Genomic DNA, 18028 nt, shown 5'->3' with positions numbered 1-18028 from the left:
TCGAGCATGGCTACGATCACGAATCAGGAAGCCTGGGAGTACCTGGGCTTTTTTGAAGAGCCGGATCCGGTCACTTTACGCACGATCGAGCGAACCATCGCAACGGCGGAAAAGTACGTGCGCGGCGCAATCGGGGCGTACGGCATTGATGATCCACGGGCGAAGGAGCTGGTGCTCCTCGCTCTTGGATTTTTGTATGACAATCGCAGCCTGGAAGGAAAAGGATCCGGTCAGATGACTAGGATGGCGCAAAGCCTGATGACGCAGCTGAGGTGCGAATGGAGGAAATGATGAAAGCGAGATTTGACAAGCTCATTGAGATCCAGCATCGCGACGAAGCGTCCGAAGTCTGGGAACCGTACAAAAAGAAACTGGCGTCGATCAATCGAACCGGCGGGGCAGAAAGCTATTCGAACGGGGCCGAGAAAATCCATAATCGTCTGACTTTCGAGATCCGGTACGATCCTGGCCTTTTTGATCTTTGCCCGGATCCAGGAAGCTATCGAATCGTATATCGTGGCCTCTCTTTTAATCTTGTTTCGTACGACGATTATTTCGAAGCGCACGAGACGATCAAGTTAGTAGGTGAGTCGTATGGTTAGGCAGATTCTGGAAGCGGCCGGATTCGTCGAAAACGAGACGTACAAGAAAACGAGGTTTTTAAAAGTACCGAGTGAGGACTTCGCTGTCTATTTCGACGACGAGGACGTGCGCGGGTCGGATTTTGAGAACTTGATCAAAAGCCATTCGATTCGTATTGAAGTTTATTCGTATGGTGCAGATTGCTTTTTGGAAGCGAAGCTGGAGGCCGAGCTAAACTGGCGCGGGATCCCGTGGAGCAAATCGGATCGCGTATGGCTGCGCGATGACCAGTATTACATGACGGCCTACTATTTTGATTATCAGGAGAAAATGCGATGAGTCAGTGCACGATTGATAATTTCAGTGGCGAGGTGCAAAAGATCTTAGACCAAATGGTCAAGGATGCGGAGCGGGCCAGCGATGACACCGTAAAGGCGGTCGCGACGAAAGCGACGAAGATCGTCAAAGAAAACGCGCCGGTGCGCACCGGAGAGTACAAAAAGTCGATTAAGAAAAAGCAGACGGAAAAGGATCACCACCGCTCGCAGTATACGGTTTATGCGGACGCGCCGCATTATCGGCGGGCGCATTTTTTGGAGAATGGCCACCAGACGAAAGATGGGGGCCGGGTACCTGCGCATCCTCACTTTGCGAAGGGTCAGGAATACGCGGCACAAGAAATTGTGAATGAATTTGAGAAAAACTTTAAAAAGTAGAAAGGAAGAAAACAATGCCAGAAACAACAACTACTACGAAGCCTGAGTCGATCGTCCTTGGATCGGGGACCGCTTACTTGATGAATGTCAAGGACGCGGGAAGTCTCGATGACTTTGACGCACTAATTAGGAAAGTTTGCGCCGAGGATCAAAAGCTCGGATCCACGAAAAACGGCGCCACGCTGACGTACACGACAACGAACTATACCGCGTCGAGCGATCTTGGGGATGTCAAAAAAACGGTGCTGCAAGCCGAGAGTGCCGCTTTGGCGCTTGGTATCATCACGGTCGGGCCAAAGCTACTGTCGTATGTCATCGAGACAGCCGACACGCGGCAGACGGATGGCGGCTTGACAGTGGTTTCGATTGGCGGCGTGGGCAATGCTGACGGCAATGAATACATTTTGATTTTCCACCACGAAGACAAGCTGGACGGCGACATCTATGTAGCGATCTGTGGCAAGAATACAGCCGAATTGAGCCTTGCTTTCAGCCAGGAAAACGAGACGATCGTGAATCCGACTTTCACGGCCAACCCGAAAAAAATCAATAGCCGGGACGGTGTCCTGATTCAGATTGCTTTTGCGGATCCGAAGTCATCGACCGGACAAGAGGGACAATGATCCCTCTTTTTTAGTACTTGAAAGGAGAAAAAGACATGGAATTCAGCTTTAAAAATCGAAAAAAGAAGACGTTGCGCATCGAGATGGCCGATGGGACGAAAATCACGCTCCCGGAAACCCCGGTTGGCAAGTATAAGAAACTTTTTCAGTCCCAAGAAAATTTAGAAGGAAATGAAATCGAGGAAAGCGTGAAATTGTGCGCTGAGATTCTCAATACCAACTTGGAAGGCGAAAAATTCACGCCGAAAATGATCGCCGACGATTGGACGATGGCGGATATGACTGACTTTGTCCAGACGTATGTGGCTTTTGCCACGGGAGTGAAAGAAGAAAAAAACTGAGGCTGCCCTATTATCCATCGAATGAGGTACTAGGGCATGAGTATTTAGAGGAGTCTTTTTGGGAACATCTTGTCGCGGAGTGGTGTCGGATCTCTATTTTCGACGTCGATCTTTTACCGCTGGGGGATTACTTGGCTTTTCGGCGTGACGCCTATATCTACGCGCTGAATCAGACGAGTGAAGGGCAGGAATATCTCAAGAAGGCATGGATGTTTGAGCAGACCGAGCCGGATCGAGCCGGTCTGATGAAGCTAAGGAAAAAAATAGGAGGGTAACGATGGCCGGAAAAGCAATTCAGGGAATCACACTGGAAATCAATGGGAATTCCACAAAGCTGGTCGACGCCCTTGATAAACCGAAAACGAAATCGAAAGAGCTTCAGGCATCTTTGAAGGACGTCAATGGCGCTTTGCGCTTCGATACGAAAAACGTGGACCTTTTAGACCAGAAGCAACGTCTTCTTTCAAAAACGATTTCGTCTACTGAGGATGAACTTAAACTCTTGAAGGAAGCGCAGAAGCAATATATTGAATCCGGCAAAGATATTGACGGACAAGAATATATCGAACTCGAGGCGAAGATCGCGGCGACCGAAAAAACTTTGGAGAGGCTGAAAAAGCAGCAAACTAACTTTTCTGCCGAAACGCAGGCGATGGGGATCAAGATCGGTGAGTTTGGTGAAAAGACGGAGTCACTCGGGAAAAAGTTCATGCCAGTCACGGCGGGAATCACTGGAATTGGGGTGGCCGCTACGGCGGCATGGAGCGAGCTTGATGACGCGTATGATGCGATTGCTGCAGGGACGGGAGCGACCGGCGACGCCTTAAAAGACCTCCAAAAAAGTTTCGATAATGTATATGGAGACTTTCCAGCGGAGTCGTCCGCTGTTGGCACTGCGATTGCTGACCTAAATACAAGATTCGGATTTACGGGAAAGCAGCTCGAAGACTGCTCCGGACAATTTCTAAAGTTTGCGCAGGTCAACGGGACGGATGTCAGCTCGGCGATTGCGCTTGTATCGCGAGCGATGGGCGACGCCGGTGTCGAATCGAGTCAATATGCCAGTGTGCTTGACGCTTTGACGTCCGCATCGCAGGCATCGGGACTTTCAGTCGATAAACTGGCGGACTCTTTGACGAAATATGGCGCTCCTATGCGCGCGCTCGGGTTTGAGATGGAGGAGTCGATCGCGCTTTTTGCGCAGTGGGAAAAAGCGGGCGTAAATACCGAGATTGCATTTTCTGGCATGAAAAAAGCGATTTCCAACTGGGGCAAAGAAGGGAAAAACGCGAAAGACGAGTTTCAAAAGACCTTGAAAGCCATTGAATCAGCACCTTCGATCGCGGATGCGACCTCTTTGGCCATCGAAGCCTTTGGAGCGAAAGCGGGACCAGATCTCGCCGACGCAATCAAAGGAGGTCGTTTTTCCGTCGAGGAAATGACCGCTGCGGTCGAAAAGTCGGGCGGAATCGTCGACCAAACGTTCAGCGATATGCTCGATCCGGCGGACAAGATCAATGTAGCATTAAACAATTTGAAAATTGCCGGTGCTGATTTAGGTGCCGCGATTCAATCCGCTGTGGCACCGATGCTGGATAAGATGGCCGAATCGTGTAAAAAGCTAGCACAATGGTTTAAGGGATTGGACGACGCGCAAAAAGGGCATATTGTCCAACTCGGACTTCTCGTGGCTGCCATCGGCCCGACGCTGATCGGCGTTGGAAAGATGGCGACCGGAGTCTCATCGCTGATTCAGTATTTTAATTCAGCGGCAACCGTCGGCGGGAAGCTCATTGGTTTTTTTAAAAATATGGGTGGCGTCACAAATGTTCTCAAGGCCGGCTTCAGCACTTTGGTCAGCCCGATCGGATTGGCTGTCGGGGCAATCGCTGGGCTTGTGGCTGCCTTTGCGACTTTATGGAATACGAATGAAGAGTTTCGGGCCAAGATTATTGGCGTATGGAATGAAATTGTTTCGAAATTTCATGAGTTTTTCCAAAAAATCGTCGACAAACTGAATGAGCTTGGGTTCCAATTTTCCGATATATCCGAAGTCATAAAGGCAGTATGGCAAGAACTTTGCGACTTTCTGGCACCAATCTTCGAAGGCGTATGGGCACAAATCGGAAATGTCATCACGACGGCCCTCGATATGATCATGGGGCTGATCGACGCTTTTTCTGAACTGCTTTCTGGAAACTGGTCAGGGTTCTGGGATGGAATCAAATCAGTTTTCGAGGCTTTTTGGAATGGCGTTGGGGAGACAGTGCAAAACGCGCTCGACATTTTGACGGGTGTGCTTGATGTCTTTTTCGGATGGTTTGGAACGGATTTCCATACAGTATTTGATGGTTTAGTGGAATGGTGGAATGGACTTTGGCAAGGAATCGGTGATTTCTTTTCCGGCGTATGGCAGGGAATCATTGATTTTGTATCACCGATTTTGGAGTTTTTTAATTCTGATTTTCAGACCGGGTTTGCCATGATCAGTGAATGGTGGACACCACTATGGCAAGGTATATCGGATTTCTTTTCGCAAATCTGGACTGGAATCCTTGCTTTTGCGCAGCCGGCGATCGACTTTTTCAATGGCGATTTCCACGCTTGTTTCGATGGCTTGGCCGAGTGGTGGTCCGGTGTATGGCAGGGGATTAGCGACTTCTTTGGTGGCATCTGGGACGGTGTCCGGGGAATCGTGGATCCAGTCATCGAGTTTTTTAATGGTGACTTCAAAGCCTGCTTCGATGGGCTGGCCGAATGGTGGAATGGTCTATGGCAAGGAATTGGCGACTTTTTTGGTGGCATCTGGCAAGGAATCCAGGATGCCGCATCAACTGTGCTTGGCTGGTTTGGGATCGACTTTCAAAACCAAAATCAATCGGCAGCACAAAATTTCAATTCAACGTGGGACGGCGCGAAAGAAAAGCTGGCTCAAACAAACGAGGGAATGCGGTCGAATACTTTCTCGGTTTGGGATATGATCAAAAACTCTCTTTCCGGAACATGGGAAAATTTAAAAGCGACTTGTGGATCCGCGTTTGAAAATATCAAAAACTCGATTTCCGAGAAGTGGAATAGCGTGAAATCGACCACAGCGTCGATCTGGGAAGGTGTGAAAGGTTCACTGTCATCGACTTGGGAGAATTTGAAAAGTACGGGTGCAAGGACGTTCGACAACATCAAAAACTCGATCTCTGAAAAGTGGGAGCAGGCGAAGTCGACGACCTCCTCGATCTGGGAGGGAATAAAAGGTTCCCTTTCCGGAACCTGGAACAACGTGAAAGGACTGGCCGGATCCGCTTTTGACGGCGTCAAGAATACGATTTCTGGATCCTGGTCCGGTGTCAATTCCAGTACGACATCCGCGTGGCGATCCGTATCGAATACGATCAACTCGCAGACAAGGTCCATCCAAAGCGCTGTACGATCGGCTTTCAGCTCGATCAAGTCATCCATGTCGACGTCGATGTCTTCGATTGGCAGCAGCGCGACGCGAGCTTTCTCGTCGATGCAGTCGAGTATCTCCAGGTCTATGTCCAGCGCGACTTCCGCGGTCCGAAACGGAGTGCGGCAAATGGTCAACGCCTACTCGTCAGCTAGGTTTTACGCACCGCATATCCCAGTACCGCACTTTTACCAGTACGGCTATTTTGATCCGGAATCCGGATCAGTACCGCATTACTCGGTATCCTGGTACCGAAAGGCGATGGAGGCCGGGATGATCTTAAATGGCGCGACGATCTTTGGCATGCTTGGCGGTCAACTGCTTGGCGGCGGAGAATCTGGCGCCGAAGCAGTCGTCGGTGTCAATTCTCTGCGAGGAATGATCCGCGACGGGATGGATCACGCATTTCAGCGCAATTTGCTTGCTTTTGCGGGACCGAGCCAGCCGACGCCGGCGCAGCAATCGGCCCCGATCGACTACGATCGCCTGGCGCGAGCTGTGGTGGATGGTCTTGCCGGCACGACGATCACGCACGTCACGGAGATCGACGGACGCCCGGTGGCCAAGACGATCGCGCCGCTAATCGACGCGGAGCTGGATAAAAGATCAAGGAGGCGATGATATGAGCACAGGAGTGCGCATTGGTGACAAGCATACATTTGATGACTGGGGACTTTCCTTGATGTCGATCGAGATTTCCGAACCGGAAACGATCACACATATCATCGAGATCCCCGGCCGTCGCACGCCTTTGGACTTGACGGAGGCAGTGTATGGGGAGCCGACATTTAAAAACCGGACGATCAAGATGACTTTTATTCAAGATCGAAATCGCTACTCTTCATGGCATGGCCTCGATTCGGAAATCCGGAATCATTGTCATGGCCGACGCATGCAAATCATCTTAGATACCGATCCAGCCTGGTACTGGATCGGCCGGATTTCGGTTGCGTCATCCAAAGACATGGTGTGGCTGACAAAATTTGAAATCACAGCGTCGGTCGAGCCGTATAAATACGCGGTTTTGTCGACACTGGATGACTGGCGGTGGGATTCTTTTTCTTTCCGGACCGGTGTGATTCGGAACTACAAAAATTTGTCGATCCCGGAGTCGAAGGTGATCACGGTGATTGGATCGCCGGTACCGGTGACGCCGAAGATCAAGGTTTCGAAGGCGATGACTTTGGTGGTGGCTGGCAAGTCTTTTTCGCTGGCTGCCAATGTCTGGCGGCAGCTCACCGGCGTAAAGGTCAGCCGCGAGCCTACGCTATTTGCTTTTACGGACACAGGCATCGTGTCCATTGAATTTAGAGAGGAGAGTCTGTAAGGTGTATAAGGTTTATTTGGATGAAGACGTCTTACAGGACTCTTCGACTTTTTTGATTGACCCAAAACTGGAGCTTGCGGAAAACTCGGCCGGCTCCTTTTCTTTTGGAATGTACCCGGAGCATCCGCTTTACGACGCGGTGACGCCGGCGAGCGTGATCCGCGTCGTGCAGGTGCTCGAGGACGGGGCAGAGCGGTGGATCTGGTCGGGCCGGATGCAGTCCCCAGCCGAGGATTTCCATCTGCAGCGTACGATCGAGTGCGAGGGAGTGCTTGCCTTTTTGGCGGACTCGATCCAGAGACCAGCCGAGTACCATGACATTTCGGTCATCGACTTTTTGTCTAATTTGCTGGAGATCCATAACAGCCAGGTCGACGATTTTAAAAAGATCAAGCGCGGCGTGGTGACGGTTACAGATCCGAATGATTCGCTATACCGGTACACAAACTATGAAAACACGCTGTCTGTGATCAAAAGCAAGCTGGTCGATCGGCTGGGCGGGATCTTACGGATCCGGCATGAATCGGATGGCCTGTATCTGGATTACCTCGCGGATTATCCGCGCCTGTCAAGTCAGGAAATCGCCTTTGGCGAGAATTTGATGAACCTGCTGAAGGAATCGTCTTATGGCGACGTGGCGACGGTGCTCATTCCTTTGGGCGCTCGGCTCGAGGACGAGGAGAAGTCGCCGGATTGGCCGGAAGCGCTGGAGCAGCGGATCACGATCGCGTCGGTCAATGGTGGCGTTGACTACTTGATCGACGATGCGGCGGCCGCTGAATCTGGAAAGATCGTGAAAGTGGTGGAGTGGGACGATGTGCACGTACCCGCCATCCTTAAATCGAAGGCGCAAGAATATTTGGATGTCGCAAAATACGAGACGAAGACGATCACGGCGACCGCGATCGACCTTTCGACAGCTGGCTTCGATGTCGATGATTTTCGCTTTTTGGACCGGATCCGGATATGCTTCGATGTCGATGATTTTCGCTTTTTGGACCGGATCCGGATATGCTCGGCACCGCACGGCGTTGATTTAGTCTTCCCACTGACGTCGATGACGGTGTACTTACTTGCGCCCGAAAAAAATGTGTATACGCTCGGATCTGGCGCAAAGTCCTATACGTCGACGCAATCCCGATCACAAATCGCGATGGAAGAAGCGCTGGCGTCGATGCCGAGTAAGATTTCGGAGGCTAGACAAAAGGCAATCGAAAACGCGACGAAGATCCTGCAGCAGTGGGCGGATCTTGGGTACGCGGTGCATACGGAAAACGAATCCTATTATATGGACTCTCCGGATAAGACAAAGGCGAAGTATATCCTCCGGATCAACCCGGGCGGCATCGGCTTTTCGAGGTCCGGATTTGCTGGTCCATACGTGTCGGCGTGGACGATTGACGGGCATTTTAATGCCGACTTTATCACAGCTGGCACGATCCGAGGCGATCGGATCGACATTGCGTATCGTGATGGAATTTTAGAGGCTGCCGGAGAAAGCATGGACAGAAAGCTGAGCGATTATACCCGGACGACGGATTTTAGTGTCGATCCTGGAGAAATTAAAGGCGAGATTACCGCAGCCAAGACGTACGCAGATCGAATGATGGATGACAAGCTGCTCGATTACTTGCCAGCGTCGCAGACGTACTCGCGCAATGTCGTCGACCAGAAGATGTCGGAAACGGAAAACTCAATCAGCTTGAAAGTATCAAAAGACACAGTCAATCAAGTTTCAGGGATTCTCGGAACACGAAAGCTATATACATGCTTGACGGCGACCTTGACAACGCCGGCGAAGGAAAGCTTTACACAGGGCGCCAAGACGCCGACCGCCTCGACACCCTATCTTTGGGGCTTTGAGCGCATTTTTCCCGACGCGACGATGTCGGTGGATGATCCGATTCGCCTGATCGGAATGTATGGTCAAAAAGGTGCAGATGGTATTTCTTTTTCGGGGCTAGTTTCGGAATATGCCAGATCGACTTCTTCAACGACCGCCCCGACGTCTGGATGGTCGACGTCGATGCCGGACTACCCTGCCAACGCGACAGTCTCTTACTATTTATGGGAGCGTCAGAAGATTGCGAAATCCGATGGCACAAACGCCTATACGACGCCAACCTTGAATAGCTTTTGGCGCCACTTCAGCACGGAATGGTCGGAAATCAAATCGGAATCCAATCAAATCAAATTGGAAGTCGGAAAAAAAGTTGGAGCGGATGAAATCATTGCGAAGATCAATATGTCTGCCGAACAAGCGACCATCCAGGCACCGAAAATCAATTTCAACGGTGCCGTCACAGCAAACGAGCATTTCAAAATAAATACCGACGGATCCTTTCAAGCAAAGCACGGCAAAGTCGGGGATTTCGAGATTGAGGAAGGGTGCTTTTTCTATAAAGATAAGGATGAAACGTGGTACGAAAGCGATCGGCTTGGTTCAGGTGGGACATCTATTTATATGGGAAAACATGGTTTTGGGACTTCGCAGCCAAGAGGGCTTGATGTCGCGCTTTTAGCATGGGGGCGCCTTTTTTTTAAAAGCAAACTTGCCGATGGAACTGATCGGATGGTTTCTGTCGGAGGATCTTACAATTCAAATGTCGAAGGGAAGCCTGCTCAATTTTATGTGGTCAATGCGGCTGGGACTAATGGGTCAGGGACTTATCTTTTTGACGTTTCATCCTATGCTGCAACGATACAATCAAAGCTTATTAGTCTTTCAGGCGAAAAGACTTTTGCGCAAGGCGATTTCCTTGTAGTCGGCAGCAAATCTCGCGTGGTGGATACCGACCAGTTCGGACAGATCGCGCAATTCGCGTATGAAACGGCCACACCTTTCTTTGGTGACATTGGCCGGGGCAAAATTGGAAATGATGGCAAAGCGGTTGTTTTTATGGATCCTGTATTTGCGGAGTCGATCGACGCGGATGACATCCACGTTTTTTTGCAGGCGATTGGTCAGGATCAAGTATATTTGACCGATGTGCAAAGCACGCATTTTGTCGCCGAAGGAATACCAGGCACTTTTTTCAGCTGGGAGCTGAAGGCGCGTCAAAAAGGATACTCTGCTTATCGTCTCTATGCGGATCAATCCGAAAGTCCGGCCGAAGAGATAGGCGATTACGACGCGAGCTTTCTTGAGGATTTGGAAGCCGATTTTTTGCAGGAAGAAATCTTATTTTAAGGAGGTAGCAAGATGAAAAATGTACAAATGGTAAGCGTATTTCGCGATTCGAATGGGATGCGGATCGGCACGATCCATTCCGAAATCGAAGGGAATAAAGTAGTCTCGAACAATATCCGCCGCAGCTATATTTTGACCGATCCTGAAGACATTGCTTTAGCGGAATCAATTTTGGCGCGGGGTCAAGAGCTGATCGACGGTGATCCGGATGCCTAACATCGAAAAGGAAATCATGGATTTCCAAACTGCAGAGCTTGGCGAAGAAGTGCGTGGATCTTTGGTGGCGCTGGCGCGCAAGCTCAATGATGTCGTGGAGCAGGGCGTAGCGCAGGCCGCGTCTTTGCAGCAGTCGATCGCTACGGCAAATCAAAAGATTCAGAGCTTGCAAACTTTATCCGGACAGGCGCAAGCCATCAAAGATCACGTGGATGAGGTAAATGAGGAAATCGACGCAAAACTGGTAAATGCTTCGAACGTGGTACCGGATGTCACTGCTCTGAAGCAATGGCGCGCGGCGATCGAGGATGGCGACACACGGGTACCGTATGCTAAAGCGCAGGCAGATCAGCCGACGAGCTTGGTCGACGCGATGAACGAGGAGGGATAGCGTGATTTTATTTGATTTTTTAGGCAAATCGCATGAGATGGCAGAAAAGAAAGACTTGGATGGTATCCGGATCGGAGGAAGGAATCGACTGCGTGAGAGCTCCTTTTGCTTCGATAGCGCTCCTTCTACAAGAAACTGGGATGTGATGAATCTCAATTCTGTAAATTTTAGAGAGTTTACCAAAAGCGGTTTACACTATAAAACTTTGGTTTCAAATGGAGCACAAAATTCTTCATCCGGTATTCGATTTACTATTGAAGATCTAGGATTTGAGGTTGGGGATGATATAGCAATTTCCTGTGAGTTGAAAGGTTCTTTTGGGTCAACAAACAGCGGATTTTCCATCATGCATGCGACTCCGCAAAGTGCCAACTTTTACGCAAAAATCTATTACGGAGCACCGGCACCTGAAGATGCGCTTGCCCGTATCCAGGCTCTGGAAGCGGCACTCGGGGGGGGGGTAAATTTTTACCGTCCTCTAGGTTTGGGGGTGCTTTAGCATGATTGAATTTGGAATCAATGGCAATGACCGTGTCGTGCTCGAGCAGGGCGATGTGTATCCTGGACCTTACCAAACCGGCCCAACTTTTTCGGGCCCGACATCCGACGCGGGCATCCGGATCAAGAGTATTAAAGGCAAAAGCGTGCAGGCAGTGAGTACGGGGAAACAGCTTTTTGATGCGAGTCGTATCCAAGATGTTTCCCGAGATGGAGTTGCTTTAAAAAACTTAGGTAATGGACGTTTCCAAATCGAAGGGATGCTTACGGCAAACTATTTCAATCATGCTGTCACAATGACGCACGAAGAAAGTATGGCTTTAGTAAAACCAGGAAAAATCATGTCTGCTCAAAACGGAAGGACGCCGTATGCGTATATGACGATTTACAAAAATGGTGTGAATACAGGCCGAGAAATCAATACAAATAACAGAAACACGTGTGTAATTACTGAAGAAGATCTTGCTGATCCAACGTTTAAAATCTCTTTTGGTTTTTATGGGCGGTCTGCTTTTTGGAATCCGGCAGACATTTACATCCCGATGTTTTATCAATCCGGCGACGGCACATGGGAGCCTTTTACGGGCGGCAAGCCTGGACCACAGCCGGAATATCCAATTCCGATCCAAAGTTTTCGGGCCTACCGATTTGGATCGAGCGCCGTATCTGACATTGTGTACGCCGATACGCAGCACTATCTATATTCGCTGCCGGATGGCACACAGGATGAATATAAAGACGGAAAAATCATTCGCCGGGTAGGGTTGCTGACTCTAAACGGTCAAGAGCCTTGGGTAAAAATGCCAATGTCGGGAAAGCAATATGCTTTTGAGTATAAAAATCTTTCAGCAATTGGTGAAACAACAGCTGAAGAGCTGCCTAACCTTTTTAGCTCACACTTCAAGCAGATTTCTGCTGGAGAAAGTTGGACTCAACTTATAAACGGAATCACGACAAGAAAAGGAATCATTCGAATCAAGTTTGCTGATCAGAGCACCATTGACACGGTAGAGAAATTTAAAGCCTGGCTTGCGACCAATCCGGTCGAAGTGCTCTATCCACTTGCGGGGGAACAAATCGAAGCGGTGAATCTCCCGATTCTTCCCTCCTTGGCGCCGCGTACAAATGCTTGGACGGATAGTGACCTTGATCCAGAAATCACTTGGGAAGCCCTGCCAGCCGGATCGTGTGCGCTGGAAGTGCAGGAGCTTAGAAAAAGAATTGAAGCGCTAGAAAGGAAGAGTGTAGAAGATGCATAAAATTGACGTGGACGGCAGGACAAAAGCTCTTGCCGAAATCCAGGACTTAAAAGAAGTGGCGTATGGCGGACTGGTGGCTACCGGTCCATCGTATGCCGGGATCGCATCGGATAAAGGAATCCGGATCCGGTCGATCAAGGGCAAAAGTGTCCAAAATCTCGGGGGGGGGTGACTCCCTCACTTGATAATCCGGTGGCGATCAAAGGAGTCGATATTCGATCTATTGTCAGCACTGGAAAAAACGAGATCAAGCTATGCGCTCTAACGCCACTCGAATACAACGGGATCTCCTTTCAGCCGGTGTATGAAAATGGTGAGTTGAAATGCGTGAAAGTGAATGGGACGAGTACAGGTCAAGCGACTTATTCGCTTGAGGCAACGAGCCAAAGCCTGAAAGGCGAGTATGTCGTATCTGGATGCCCAGAGGGTGGCGGCGCAGGAAGTTATAGTTTATGCATTGGCTTGTATTCAAAAGAAACTGGCGCTTGGGTTTCTGAATCGTATCAAACCGGTCCAGATTTGGCGATAGACTGCACGCCCAGAAAGACCTCAATTTCAATCTTGGTCCGAAAAGGAATCACGTGTAACAATCTCCTGTTTTACCCGATGATGCGACGGAAGGGGACAAGTGGAGAGTATGAGCCGCCAAAGCAAAATGAAATGAAAAAAAGTCTAACTCTTTGGTCTTTGCCGGATGGTACCCATGACGAATACAAAGATGGAAAAGTCATTCGACGAGTAGGAATCAAGACGTTTGATGGATCTGCTGACGAAGTTTGGACTGCTCGATCAGATGGAACTGGGTACGCCATCGTGGTTTCTGATGCGCTGAATAAAAACACAAGAAATCTCGTGTACTGTAATCGAGGAATTTTTGAATATGGGGGAAATACAGCAAAGGGTGTGACAGTGCTGGGAGGAGCCAAAACTATTTCTTATTTTATAGGAGGCGAGGCTTTAGATGTGTTAGTATGGCGATCTTGGCTTTCACAAAATCCATTGGTATATGTATACCCTCTTGAAACTTCAACCATCGAAGACGTCTCCATCCCGATTCTGCCGTCCTATCATCCATACACGACGGCTTACACCGATTCGCCAGTCGATCCAGAAATTGAATGGGAGATTTTGACAAGCAGCAATAACGACGCACAGATTGCTGATTTAATATCGCGCGTGGCAGCGCTAGAAAGTGAGGCAGTAAACAATGCACAAAATTGATGTAGATAGTGACACGAAGACACTGATCGAAGCAAAGGATCTCAAGGACTTTGCTTTTGAGGGGTTGGTGTCTAAAGGGAATGGGTATCAGGGTGTCTGCTCGGACAACGGGGTCCGAGTGAGAGCGATAAAGGGACGTTGTATTCAAAATATTTCGGGGGGGGGGCGTAAGTCCTGACAACCCCGTAGAGGTTGAGACGGTGAGGATTTCAAAGGTTGCGAGTTTTGGGAAGAACTTCGGGGAGCTGACTCAAATAGGATTGATTTTTAATGATTGCAGCGGGAATTACTCTGATGGATTTTTAACGTTGAATTCAACGGGGAATGATGCTTTCTGTGGATACGTTCAAAGCGTGGGCATCCCATATCAGTACTATTATGGAGCGCTTTTTGTCGCTCCTCGAAAGAAGATTTATTTCAAGTCCATGAACGGAGTCTTCAACAAATCCTATATCCAGCAATGGGATAAGAATTTAAAAAGTCTTGGATATGTAAATCCTCTATCATCTGGACGAGAACTGAATCCATTAACAAGGTACCTATCTTTTCGCCTAGGTGTTGGAGATAGCCAAGCCGGGACCACATACACGGATCAAATCATGATTTCGACCGAGCCAATCACAGATTGGGAACCGCCATACTATGAGGAAGTGGATGTTGATTTGGAATTGTACTCACTGCCAAATGGCGTATGCGATGAAGTGAAAGACGGGAAGCTGATTCGGCGAGTTAAAAAACTTGTTTTGGATGGATCAAACGACGAACTCTATTCAATCCAGAATACACCGAATCCTTATTTTGGATATAACGATACTTCTAGGACGATCAAACCGCGAAAAGACGGATTTGGCGCTATTGTATCTAACGTATTTTGTAATCGTCTCCAAGCGGCTACACCAGACTATTTGTGGGCCGGCTTGACGGCAAACGGGGTTTCCATAGATATAAACCCGGCTTCCATCGTCCGAGTGAGGGTGGAAGGAGTAACGGCAGTCGATGAACTTAGGGCGTGGCTGCAATCCAATCCACTCACGATCTATTGCGAACTAGAAACCCCAATCACCACCCCACTCGCTGATATCATCGTCCAGACCAAAGCCCCGTACACGATCGTGACCCATGACTCACCCGTGGAGGCTGAAATTGAATACGAGATCCTGACCAAGTCGGACTATGCAGCCGACATCATTGACATCAAGAAAAGACTGGCAGCACTCGAAGCAGCTGCCGTAGGAGGAGAGTAAAATGTACGAAATTATCAAAAGAGTAATTGCAAGCGGGAAGTATGACCTGACCGCCATGCTTACCAAAATCGACACGATCTGGATCCAGGGCGACCTGACAGACGAGCAGCGCGGCGAATTGATCGAAAGCGCAAGGACGGGTGCGCAGCCACAGCAAAGCGTGGACGTGATCCAAAAGCTCACCGATCTGGAAAAAAGAGTCCGGGTGCTAGAAGAGAAAGACACGATTGTCGTCGATCCAGATCAGCCCGATGACCCAAGCGTCGACATCAATGCTATTCCGGAGTACGAGGCGGGTAAGTGGTACTACGCAGGAGACACCGTAAAGCACAAAGGCAAAGTCTATACATGCACGGCGCAGGAAGGGCAGGTGTGCGTATGGAGTCCGGAAGACTATCCGGCGTACTGGGAAGTAGTGGAAGCGGCTGCTGAAGAAGAGCAGTAAGCATAAATAGAAAGAGAGGAATAAATTTTATGAAAAATCTTAGAAGTTGGGAATGGTGGGATCGTGCGACTGTGCGGGCGATCAAAACAGCAGCGCAGGCGATCCTTGCGGTGCTTGGTACCGGACTGATCGGGATCATGGAGGTTGACTGGCTCAACCTCATGTCGATCGCGCTGGGCAGTGCTTTCTTTTCGATCATTACGTCGATGGCCGGCCTGCCGGAAGTGGATGACACGCCGCCGGATAAAGATGGGGAAGATGTCAAAAAAGAACTTGTTTTTGACGATAATGATTTATTTGACGGCGAGGATGAATAGATGGAGTCGCTCATCAGTGCGTATGGCCTTCCGACCGTGGTGGGGATCGCAGGCGTCTTGATAGGCGCCTTCTTCTCCTACCGTGAATTTAGAAAAAAAGCCTACGATCACGCCAAGGAAATGATTGATCTATCTCCAGAGACAGCAAAGGTCGAAAGAGACATGATCCGCAAAGATGTGGATGACTTGAAAGAAGAAGTCGTCGCGATCCGCGGCAGTGTTGACAGCCTGGTCAAGTCGGATCTTGCTAATAGGATGCTCAAGTTGGCCGACAAAGCGCAGTATTATAAGCACCTGGGCTATTGTCCGATCGAGATGAAAGGGCTGCTCAAGTCGGAGTTTGACCGATACTTTGACGAGGGCGGAAATCATATCACAAAGGACCTGCTGAAAGAAGTGCTGGCTTTGCCTAATAAGAAAAAGGAGGAATGAAAAAATGACAAAAACACCACATGAGATTTATTTAGCCGTAAACGGAAAGGCATTCGACGTAGATGGATACTACGGGGCGCAATGTTGGGATGGCGTAATGTACATCAATAAAACCTACTGGGGCGGACAGGTACGCCACTGCGGCGGAGATGGATACGTCCACAACCTTTGGACTTATCGAAAAACAAATGGAATGCTGAATGACTTTGTAGAGGTGCCAATGGCCCAGGCGCAAGACGGCGATGTGTTCATCTGGAAAAAAGGTGCCCCGGAGTGTCCGGCTTCCCACATTGCTATTTTCCGGAAATGGGATAATGCGAACAAAACACGAGCAACCTTCCTTGGACAAAATCAAGGCGGTCCAAACGGTGCTTTCAATCAGGCTTCTATTTCCGTTTCTGGCGTCCTCGGTGTGCTGCGGCCGAAGTGCTATGTCAACACGTCGACAGGCAAAGAGCCGAACACGACCACTTTAAAGTGGATCCCGGAAACCGGAACTGCCACTTTTACGCATGATAAGATCCGGATTCACGAGGACAACCCAGACGGTAAGGTCATCCCGAACGTCACCTACAATAGGGGACAGAGCGTCAAATACATCGCCAAATGCGCCTACAAAGGGCATCGCTGGGTGCGCTACGTGCGGGCATCCGGTGGCTATGGCTGCGTGGCTGTATCCGGATCCGAGATCCACGGCAAAGACCCGTGGGCGACGTTTAAGTAATTTGAGGGCTTCGGCCCTCATTTTTTTGTGGCTTTAATTGCGTGTCCCTCAGGTATTTGCGTGTAGTTTGCGTGTAGTTTTTTTGAGTTTTTAATAAAAAAAGGCTTTTACAAGCTGATTCGACGCTTGAAAAGCCTTATAAATAAAGGATTCGAAAAAAATAGTAATTTATACATCAATTCCCGTCATCTGCTCCATCTAGTTGAGTTGAAAACCGCAGAGATGCGGTTTTTTGCTGTAGGGAAAGACAACGCCATTTGGGCTGTTTCTTTTCGGGGATGGTGTGCTACAATGATTTTGTATGAAAAAATGGATCTATCGAATCGCGCTGGTCGCCGCCTTGAGCGTGTTTGCGTACAGCGCCTATCAACTGTATACAATTTATCAAGGCTCGCAGCAGGTGAGCCGGGAGCAGGAGGAGCTCGCCGGCATCGTGCAGGAACAAGAGGAAGGCTTCGCGCCGGATTGGGAGGCTTTGCGCCAAAAAAATCCGGACATCATAGGCTGGGTGTATGTGCCCGGCTGCGATCACGTATCCTTTCCAATCGTGCAGGGAGCGGACAACGAGTTTTACCTCGACCACACCGCGATGAAGGAAAACAACATTCGCGGGGCGATTTTTTTAGACGCCGAAACCGCGTCTGATTTTTCACAGGAAAACAACTTGATTTACGGCCACTCGGTCGATGGTGGCGGGATGTTCACTTCGCTGGACCGTTTTGAGGACCAGGCGTTTTTTGACACCCATCGCGACTTTTACATTTTGACGCCGCAAGGCAATTACCGGTGCCCGATTGTGGCGTTCGCGAAAACCGAGGAGGGCAGCTCGTTTTATTTAAAATACGACGATCGAAACGCGATCGCGGAACACGTCGCCAAAATCAAAGCGGAGGCGCTGTACACCCGCGATGTGGAAACGGAGGGCAAGACGCTTGTCACGCTTTCCACATGCGATCTCGATTACGGGTTCGACTCGATCAACCGTCTTGTCCTTGTCGGCGTGATGGAACCGACGAGCGAGCCAGTCGTGGTGGAATAACGGAGAACAGGAACAATT

21 protein-coding genes are annotated in these 18028 nt (G+C 49.5%); all 21 read left to right on the top strand.

Features of this window, described 5'->3' with window-relative positions:
• Positions 1-6 precede the first annotated feature (6 nt).
• The 21 genes from ABNS49_RS05745 (at position 7) to ABNS49_RS05645 (ending at position 18010) form a co-directional block, all read left to right on the top strand.
• The gene (locus ABNS49_RS05745; RefSeq protein WP_305084726.1) at positions 7-291 is read left to right on the top strand and encodes a head-tail connector protein; all 285 of its coding nucleotides are present in this window, start codon (positions 7-9) and stop codon (positions 289-291) included.
• Positions 291-602: a head-tail adaptor protein gene (locus ABNS49_RS05740; RefSeq protein ID WP_305084725.1), complete on the top strand. Its 312-nt coding sequence runs from the start codon at positions 291-293 to the stop codon at positions 600-602. The genes ABNS49_RS05745 and ABNS49_RS05740 overlap by 1 nt, the downstream gene beginning before the upstream one ends.
• A complete protein-coding gene (locus ABNS49_RS05735) occupies positions 595-921 on the top strand; it encodes a hypothetical protein (protein WP_305084724.1) in 327 nt (108 codons plus the stop codon). The genes ABNS49_RS05740 and ABNS49_RS05735 overlap by 8 nt, the downstream gene beginning before the upstream one ends.
• A complete protein-coding gene (locus ABNS49_RS05730; protein ID WP_290155703.1) occupies positions 918-1298 on the top strand; it encodes an HK97 gp10 family phage protein in 381 nt (126 codons plus the stop codon). The genes ABNS49_RS05735 and ABNS49_RS05730 overlap by 4 nt, the downstream gene beginning before the upstream one ends.
• A 14-nt stretch (positions 1299-1312) precedes the next feature.
• Positions 1313-1921, top strand: a complete 609-nt coding sequence (locus tag ABNS49_RS05725; RefSeq protein WP_348688037.1) for a hypothetical protein — start codon at positions 1313-1315, stop codon at positions 1919-1921.
• A 35-nt stretch (positions 1922-1956) separates the two neighbouring features.
• Positions 1957-2262 (top strand): hypothetical protein, encoded by a 306-nt coding sequence (locus ABNS49_RS05720; RefSeq protein ID WP_305084722.1) that lies wholly within the window; start codon positions 1957-1959, stop codon positions 2260-2262.
• Between the two features lie 277 nt (positions 2263-2539).
• Positions 2540-6328: a phage tail tape measure protein gene (locus ABNS49_RS05715; protein WP_305152860.1), complete on the top strand. Its 3789-nt coding sequence runs from the start codon at positions 2540-2542 to the stop codon at positions 6326-6328.
• A gap of 1 nt (position 6329) precedes the next feature.
• Positions 6330-7034, top strand: coding sequence for a hypothetical protein (locus ABNS49_RS05710; protein WP_348688036.1), 705 nt, complete (start codon positions 6330-6332; stop codon positions 7032-7034).
• A 1-nt stretch (position 7035) separates the two neighbouring features.
• Positions 7036-10224, top strand: a complete 3189-nt coding sequence (locus ABNS49_RS05705) for a phage tail protein (RefSeq protein ID WP_348688034.1) — start codon at positions 7036-7038, stop codon at positions 10222-10224.
• Positions 10225-10236: 12 nt separating this feature from the next.
• Positions 10237-10440, top strand: a complete 204-nt coding sequence (locus ABNS49_RS05700) for a hypothetical protein (RefSeq protein WP_290155197.1) — start codon at positions 10237-10239, stop codon at positions 10438-10440.
• Entirely contained in the window at positions 10433-10831 is a 399-nt protein-coding gene (locus ABNS49_RS05695; protein ID WP_290155196.1) for a hypothetical protein, read from the top strand. The genes ABNS49_RS05700 and ABNS49_RS05695 overlap by 8 nt, the downstream gene beginning before the upstream one ends.
• Before the next feature lies 1 nt (position 10832).
• The gene (locus tag ABNS49_RS05690; protein ID WP_290155194.1) at positions 10833-11330 is read left to right on the top strand and encodes a hypothetical protein; all 498 of its coding nucleotides are present in this window, start codon (positions 10833-10835) and stop codon (positions 11328-11330) included.
• 1 nt (position 11331) lies between these two features.
• Entirely contained in the window at positions 11332-12588 is a 1257-nt protein-coding gene (locus ABNS49_RS05685; protein ID WP_348688032.1) for a hypothetical protein, read from the top strand.
• Positions 12581-12760 (top strand): hypothetical protein, encoded by a 180-nt coding sequence (locus tag ABNS49_RS05680; protein ID WP_305084812.1) that lies wholly within the window; start codon positions 12581-12583, stop codon positions 12758-12760. Before ABNS49_RS05685 ends, ABNS49_RS05680 begins: the two co-directional genes overlap by 8 nt.
• Before the next feature lie 20 nt (positions 12761-12780).
• Complete coding sequence (locus ABNS49_RS05675) at positions 12781-13809, top strand: hypothetical protein (protein ID WP_348688030.1); 1029 nt, start codon at positions 12781-12783, stop codon at positions 13807-13809.
• A 200-nt stretch (positions 13810-14009) separates the two neighbouring features.
• Positions 14010-15053 (top strand): hypothetical protein, encoded by a 1044-nt coding sequence (locus ABNS49_RS05670; RefSeq protein ID WP_290155189.1) that lies wholly within the window; start codon positions 14010-14012, stop codon positions 15051-15053.
• 1 nt (position 15054) lies between these two features.
• Positions 15055-15498 carry a hypothetical protein gene (locus tag ABNS49_RS05665; RefSeq protein ID WP_348688028.1) on the top strand — a complete coding sequence of 148 codons (444 nt, stop codon included), beginning with the start codon at positions 15055-15057 and terminating at the stop codon, positions 15496-15498.
• Positions 15499-15527: 29 nt separating this feature from the next.
• On the top strand, positions 15528-15815 hold the full coding sequence (locus ABNS49_RS05660) for a holin (protein ID WP_289197569.1): 288 nt from the start codon (positions 15528-15530) through the stop codon (positions 15813-15815).
• Positions 15816-16247, top strand: coding sequence for a hypothetical protein (locus ABNS49_RS05655; RefSeq protein ID WP_289197570.1), 432 nt, complete (start codon positions 15816-15818; stop codon positions 16245-16247). It begins immediately after the preceding gene.
• Between the two features lie 4 nt (positions 16248-16251).
• Positions 16252-16971, top strand: a complete 720-nt coding sequence (locus ABNS49_RS05650) for a hypothetical protein (RefSeq protein WP_289197571.1) — start codon at positions 16252-16254, stop codon at positions 16969-16971.
• Positions 16972-17272: 301 nt separating this feature from the next.
• Entirely contained in the window at positions 17273-18010 is a 738-nt protein-coding gene (locus ABNS49_RS05645; RefSeq protein WP_135980676.1) for a class B sortase, read from the top strand.
• Positions 18011-18028 lie beyond the last annotated feature (18 nt).

Source organism: uncultured Dubosiella sp. (assembly GCF_964018005.1).
In the GTDB taxonomy this organism is placed as follows: domain Bacteria; phylum Bacillota_I; class Bacilli_A; order Erysipelotrichales; family Erysipelotrichaceae; genus Dubosiella; species Dubosiella muris.
The sequence above is the reverse complement of the archived record's forward strand: the minus strand, read 5'-3'. Positions and strand labels throughout refer to the sequence as shown.

Bases quoted from the DNA above. Each gene is read 5' to 3' on its own strand.
- ABNS49_RS05695 (WP_290155196.1), top strand. From the start codon at position 10,433: ATGCCTAACATCGAAAAGGAAATCATGGATTTCCAAACTGCAGAGCTT.
- ABNS49_RS05650 (WP_289197571.1), top strand. From the start codon at position 16,252: ATGACAAAAACACCACATGAGATTTATTTAGCCGTAAACGGAAAGGCA.
- ABNS49_RS05665 (WP_348688028.1), top strand. From the start codon at position 15,055: ATGTACGAAATTATCAAAAGAGTAATTGCAAGCGGGAAGTATGACCTG.
- ABNS49_RS05680 (WP_305084812.1), top strand. From the start codon at position 12,581: ATGCATAAAATTGACGTGGACGGCAGGACAAAAGCTCTTGCCGAAATC.
- ABNS49_RS05725 (WP_348688037.1), top strand. From the start codon at position 1,313: ATGCCAGAAACAACAACTACTACGAAGCCTGAGTCGATCGTCCTTGGA.
- ABNS49_RS05735 (WP_305084724.1), top strand. From the start codon at position 595: ATGGTTAGGCAGATTCTGGAAGCGGCCGGATTCGTCGAAAACGAGACG.
- ABNS49_RS05745 (WP_305084726.1), top strand. From the start codon at position 7: ATGGCTACGATCACGAATCAGGAAGCCTGGGAGTACCTGGGCTTTTTT.
- ABNS49_RS05660 (WP_289197569.1), top strand. From the start codon at position 15,528: ATGAAAAATCTTAGAAGTTGGGAATGGTGGGATCGTGCGACTGTGCGG.
- ABNS49_RS05645 (WP_135980676.1), top strand. From the start codon at position 17,273: ATGAAAAAATGGATCTATCGAATCGCGCTGGTCGCCGCCTTGAGCGTG.
- ABNS49_RS05655 (WP_289197570.1), top strand. From the start codon at position 15,816: ATGGAGTCGCTCATCAGTGCGTATGGCCTTCCGACCGTGGTGGGGATC.
- ABNS49_RS05685 (WP_348688032.1), top strand. From the start codon at position 11,332: ATGATTGAATTTGGAATCAATGGCAATGACCGTGTCGTGCTCGAGCAG.
- ABNS49_RS05700 (WP_290155197.1), top strand. From the start codon at position 10,237: ATGAAAAATGTACAAATGGTAAGCGTATTTCGCGATTCGAATGGGATG.
- ABNS49_RS05740 (WP_305084725.1), top strand. From the start codon at position 291: ATGAAAGCGAGATTTGACAAGCTCATTGAGATCCAGCATCGCGACGAA.
- ABNS49_RS05730 (WP_290155703.1), top strand. From the start codon at position 918: ATGAGTCAGTGCACGATTGATAATTTCAGTGGCGAGGTGCAAAAGATC.
- ABNS49_RS05715 (WP_305152860.1), top strand. From the start codon at position 2,540: ATGGCCGGAAAAGCAATTCAGGGAATCACACTGGAAATCAATGGGAAT.
- ABNS49_RS05720 (WP_305084722.1), top strand. From the start codon at position 1,957: ATGGAATTCAGCTTTAAAAATCGAAAAAAGAAGACGTTGCGCATCGAG.
- ABNS49_RS05710 (WP_348688036.1), top strand. From the start codon at position 6,330: ATGAGCACAGGAGTGCGCATTGGTGACAAGCATACATTTGATGACTGG.